This is a genomic window from Calditrichota bacterium, from assembly GCA_013152715.1.
Taxonomy (GTDB): Bacteria; Zhuqueibacterota; Zhuqueibacteria; order Thermofontimicrobiales; family Thermofontimicrobiaceae; genus 4484-87.
In genome coordinates this window covers 1-4887 of the sequence record JAADFU010000095.1, presented here as the reverse complement: position 1 = coordinate 4887, position 4887 = coordinate 1, and the positions used below count along the sequence as shown (strand labels likewise).

Sequence of the window (4887 nt, the reverse complement as noted above, 5' to 3'; positions counted from 1 at the left end):
GAAGATATTCGTTTCACCTCAAAAAATATGCTTGATTATTACCGTTGAGGTCACTATATTTTGAAAAGTAAAAATTGTATACCTGAAATTAATAATGGAGCAACATAAATTATGAAAAAAATATATTTTGACCATAGCGCGACGACTCCCACAGACCCGCGCGTTGTTGAGGCGATGCTTCCTTACATGACAGAGAAATTTGGCAATGCGTCAAGCATTCATTCCTTTGGGCGAGAGGCAAAAGTAGCGCTTGAAGAGGCGCGGGAGAGCATTGCCGCTTTTTGTGGCGCGCATGTCAATGAGATTTATTTTACCAGCGGCGGTACGGAAGCGGACAACATGGCGATTCAGGGCGTAGCCAGGCAATATTGGGGGGGTAAGAAGCATTTCATTACATCGAAGATTGAGCATCACGCTGTGCTTCATACGTGCGAGAGTCTGGAGAAATTGGGTTTTGAGGTGACTTACCTCAAGCCGGATAAATTTGGCATGATCACCGCTGATGCCGTAGCGGCGGCAATTCGGGAAAATACTGTGTTCATTTCTATCATGCACGCCAATAACGAAATCGGGACAATTAATCCCATTGCTGAAATTGGCGAAGTTGCGCGTGCGCGAGGGATACTTTTCCACACTGATGCGGTACAATCATTTGGGAAACTGCCGCTTGATCTGAAAAATTTGCCGGTGGAAATGCTTGCTGCTTCCGGGCATAAAATTTATGGTCCCAAAGGTGTGGGACTTCTCTTTATTCGTCGCGGCGTGAAATTATCGCCAATTACCTTCGGCGGCGCCCATGAAAGAAATCGCAGGCCCGGAACGGAAAATGTCCCGGGGATCATCGGTCTGGCAAAAGCCGTGGAAATTTGCAAAAATGAATCGGAAAGAGAAGAAGAAAAAATCCGCCAGTTGCGCGATACTTTCTGGGAAAAAATCAAAAGCCGCATTCCAGACGTGATTTTGAACGGTCACCCGGAAAAACGTCTGGCTGGTTTGCTCAATGTCACTTTTTCCGGAATTGAGGGAGAAGCGATTTTGCTCAGTCTGGACATGAAAGGAATCGCCGCCTCCAGCGGTTCAGCGTGCACGTCCGGAAGCACGGACCCGTCTCATGTGTTAGCAGCCATGGGAGTGAAGCCGGAACTGGCGCGCGCCTCGATTCGTTTCAGTTTGGGGCGGGCGAATACGATGGAAGAGATTGACTATGCCGTGGATGCGCTGGAGGAGATTGTAGGCAGGCTGCGGTCGATGTCGCCTTTGAAGTGAGGTTTTGGATAGCCACCGAGGCACCGAGGACGCAGAGGATGATTCAGATGTAGCACACCTTTGAGGTGTACTACATCTTCTCATAAATTTTTGGTGAATGGGATTGAAAAATAAGAACAAAAAAGTAGCCGTTGCCATGAGCGGTGGCGTTGACAGTTCAGTGGCTGCTGCACTTTTGCAGCAGCAGGGATATGAAGTGATCGGTTTGACCATGCATTTGTGGGATTACGATGCAGTCGGCGGCAATGTATTCAATGAATCCAGTTGTTGTTCCGTGGAAACGGCAAATGACGCGCGGGCGGTGTGTCAATCGCTGGGAATTCCGCATTACGTCATTGATGTTCGGGATGATTTTGAGAAACGTGTGATCCAGAATTTCAGCAGAGAATATTTGAACGGCAGGACTCCGAATCCCTGCGTCCTTTGCAATTCGGAAATTAAATGGGATGTATTGATGCAAAAGGGGATTGAGTTGGGCTGCGAATTTTTTGCTACGGGTCATTTTGCGCGCGTGGAAAATGATGAAAAGACGGGCAGAACACTCTTGCTGCGCGGTCTGGATGGGAGCAAGGATCAGGCGTACGCTTTGTGGCGATTGAATCAGGAGCAGCTCCGCCGAACGATTTTGCCGCTGGGAGAATTGACGAAGAAACAGGTGCGTGAACTGGCGGCAAAATTTGATTTGAAAACCAAAGACAAGCAGGAAAGTCAGGAAATTTGCTTTGTGCCTGATAATAATTACGCGCGTTTTTTGCATGAGCGGCATCCCTATTTGGAGTCGAAACTGGAAAACGGGAAAATTGTCGATCACGAAGGCAATGTGTTGGGAGAGCACAAGGGATTTCCTTTTTACACCATCGGTCAAAGAAAAGGACTGGGCATTGCGCTGGGAAAACCAGCGTACGTCACGGACATTGACGCCGAAAGCAACGTCATCGTTGTCGGCTCGCGCGATGATTTGAATGTGCGCGGACTTGTGGCGCGGGAGACGAACTGGATTTCCGTTGAGAAATTGGAAGCGCCGATGTCAGTGACTGCGAAAATTCGCTACAATGATTCCGGCAGGGCGGCGGAAATTTTCCCGGACGGGGAAGACAGCGTGCGGGTGGTTTTTGAAGAATTCCATTCAGCGGTGACGCCAGGGCAGTCAGCGGTCTTTTTTGACGGTGATGTTGTCGTTGGCGGCGGCGTGATTGAAGAACCATTAAATTAAGCGGTGAAATTTCATTTTGTAAAAAAGGCTCACAATGGAAACGAAAAAAATTACCGTTCCGGTCATCATGGGAATGAAGGAACGGGGTGAAAAGATTTCCTGTCTGACGGCTTACGACTATCTGATGGCGCTTTACCTGGACGATGCGGGATTGGATTTGATTTTAGTGGGGGATTCCGGAGCCATGGTCTTTTCCGGGCACGATACAACAATTCCGATTACTGTGGATGAGTTGATTTATCACACAAAAGCGGCGAGCCGGGGCGTGAAGCGAGCGCTTCTGGTTTCGGATATGCCTTTTTTGTCGTACCAGATTTCTCCGGAAGACGCACTGCGCAACGCCGGCAGATTTATCAAGGAAGGCGGCGCAGAAGCCGTGAAATTAGAGGGCGGTGAGCCCATGGCAGAGACGATTCACCGCATTGTTAGCGCCGGTATTCCGGTAATGGGACATCTGGGTTTGACGCCGCAATCGATCAATCAGCTTGGCGGTTACAGAGTGCAGGCAAGAACAGAAGAAGCAGTGGAACGGCTCATTTCTGACGCCATCGCTTTGGAGCAGGCAGGTGTTTTCTCCATTGTACTGGAAAAAATTCCGGCGGCGGCGGCAAAACGAGTCACTGAAGCCGTCAAAGTGCCGACCATTGGCATTGGTGCCGGACCTGATTGCGACGGCCAGATTCTTGTCACCCATGACATGCTGGGACTATTTGAAAAATTCAGACCGAAATTTGTGCGCATTTACGCTGAGTTGGGCATGCAAATTCGTGAGGCGTTTGCGCAATATGTGGAAGATGTGAAAACCGGGGATTTCCCAGATAATTCTGAAAGCTATTGAATTTTTACCCTTTCAAAGGTTTTGAACCTTTGAAAGGATCTGAAATTGATCAGGGACGTTAATAGTGAAAATAGTCAAATCAATTCGTGAGATGCAACAATTGTCCGATGAACTTCGGTGTCAGGGCAAAAAAATCGGCTTTGTGCCCACGATGGGATATTTGCATGAGGGACATTTGAGTCTTTTGCGCGAGGCAAAAAAACGCTGCGACGTGTTGGTCATGTCCATTTTCGTCAATCCGACCCAATTTGGTCCCAACGAAGATTTTGCGCAGTATCCCAGGAATTTTGAGCGCGATAGCCGGCTGGCAGAGAAAGAGGGCTGCGACGTCATTTTTTCTCCTGATACGGAAGAAATGTATCCGGAAAATTATTTGACCTCCGTCGAAGTGGAAGAAATCACGAACATTCTCTGCGGTGCTTCCAGACCGGGACATTTTCGCGGCGTCACTACTGTGGTCGCAAAATTATTTAATGCAGTCAAGCCGCACGTCGCTGTTTTCGGCCAGAAAGATGCGCAGCAGGCGGTTGTCATAAAACGAATGACTCGTGATTTGAATTTCGATATCGACATTATCATTGCGCCCATTGTCCGCGAACATGACGGATTGGCGATGAGCTCGCGAAATACTTATCTTTCCCCGGAAGAAAGAGAACAGGCGCTGGTTTTAAATCGTTCGTTGAAGATGGCGGAGGAACTTATTTTGTCCGGCGAAAGGGACGCAGAAACAGTCAAACAAAAAATGAAAGATATGATCAATGAACAGCCGGATGCCAAGATTGATTATGTGGAAATTTTACACCCGGAAACACTTGAATTTCAATCTAAAATCAAGTCTGATGTGCTGATTGCGTTGGCTGTGAAAATCGGGAAGACGCGGTTGATTGATAATCTGGTTGTAAAAGTTGGACGGTAATTTTTTGCGAAACTTTTTGTTGGTTCGCGCTATTTAATAACTGTAGAAAAAGCGATGAGCATTTTAATAACACAAGGAGCGAGTCATGAAAAATTTAACCCAAATATTTCTTGTGGTTTTTCTCTTTTTCGTTATTAGTCCAACTGCAATTTTTTCACAACAGGGCTCATCTAAATATCATGCATCTGCAAAATTAGGGGTCATTTTGGACAGGCAGGGCGGTGAATCGCCGTTGTCTTATGAAATCAGTTGTGGTTTGAATTTTACGCCGTTCAATACATTATTGCTTACGCTAAATTCTTATGAAATTTTTGAGCAGGGGCTGAAAACAGCAACACAAGATGGATATTATTATCTTGGTTCCGGCGGCGTTGCGCTTCGCTCCTTTGGGCTGCAATATAAATTTGGTTTAGGAAATATCAGCAGCAATGCGCGGATGCAAAGGATTTATTTATTAGCAGGATTTGGATTTTGCGATTGGTCAGAGAATTGCGCCAATATTCAATTATCAGCCGAATATCAGCATCAAATTTCTAATTTGCTCAGCATCCCCATTGGGCTGAAAATTGTACGTGTTATTGAACATCCGGATGACAATAGAATTGAAAATTGGGATTTTTTCGGGTTTCAGATAGGATTTCAGATTAACTGATG

At 46.7% G+C, this 4887-nt stretch carries 5 protein-coding genes; all 5 read left to right on the top strand.

Features of this window, described 5'->3' with window-relative positions:
• The first annotated feature begins 111 nt into the window (after window positions 1-111).
• Window positions 112-1266 carry a cysteine desulfurase NifS gene (gene nifS, locus GXO74_07930; GenBank protein ID NOZ61597.1) on the top strand — a complete coding sequence of 385 codons (1155 nt, stop codon included), beginning with the start codon at window positions 112-114 and terminating at the stop codon, window positions 1264-1266.
• 97 nt (window positions 1267-1363) lie between these two features.
• Window positions 1364-2479 carry a tRNA 2-thiouridine(34) synthase MnmA gene (gene mnmA, locus GXO74_07925; GenBank protein ID NOZ61596.1) on the top strand — a complete coding sequence of 372 codons (1116 nt, stop codon included), beginning with the start codon at window positions 1364-1366 and terminating at the stop codon, window positions 2477-2479.
• A 34-nt stretch (window positions 2480-2513) separates the two neighbouring features.
• Window positions 2514-3317 (top strand): 3-methyl-2-oxobutanoate hydroxymethyltransferase, encoded by an 804-nt coding sequence (panB, locus tag GXO74_07920; GenBank protein NOZ61595.1) that lies wholly within the window; start codon window positions 2514-2516, stop codon window positions 3315-3317.
• 64 nt (window positions 3318-3381) lie between these two features.
• The gene (locus GXO74_07915; GenBank protein NOZ61594.1) at window positions 3382-4233 is read left to right on the top strand and encodes a pantoate--beta-alanine ligase; all 852 of its coding nucleotides are present in this window, start codon (window positions 3382-3384) and stop codon (window positions 4231-4233) included.
• A gap of 85 nt (window positions 4234-4318) precedes the next feature.
• Window positions 4319-4885: a hypothetical protein gene (locus GXO74_07910; protein ID NOZ61593.1), complete on the top strand. Its 567-nt coding sequence runs from the start codon at window positions 4319-4321 to the stop codon at window positions 4883-4885.
• Window positions 4886-4887 lie beyond the last annotated feature (2 nt).

What these genes read in the sequence shown, in the direction of transcription:
- nifS (NOZ61597.1), top strand. Translation starts at nt 112, where the DNA reads ATGAAAAAAATATATTTTGACCATAGCGCGACGACTCCCACAGACCCG.
- mnmA (NOZ61596.1), top strand. Translation starts at nt 1,364, where the DNA reads ATGGGATTGAAAAATAAGAACAAAAAAGTAGCCGTTGCCATGAGCGGT.
- panB (NOZ61595.1), top strand. Translation starts at nt 2,514, where the DNA reads ATGGAAACGAAAAAAATTACCGTTCCGGTCATCATGGGAATGAAGGAA.
- GXO74_07910 (NOZ61593.1), top strand. Translation starts at nt 4,319, where the DNA reads ATGAAAAATTTAACCCAAATATTTCTTGTGGTTTTTCTCTTTTTCGTT.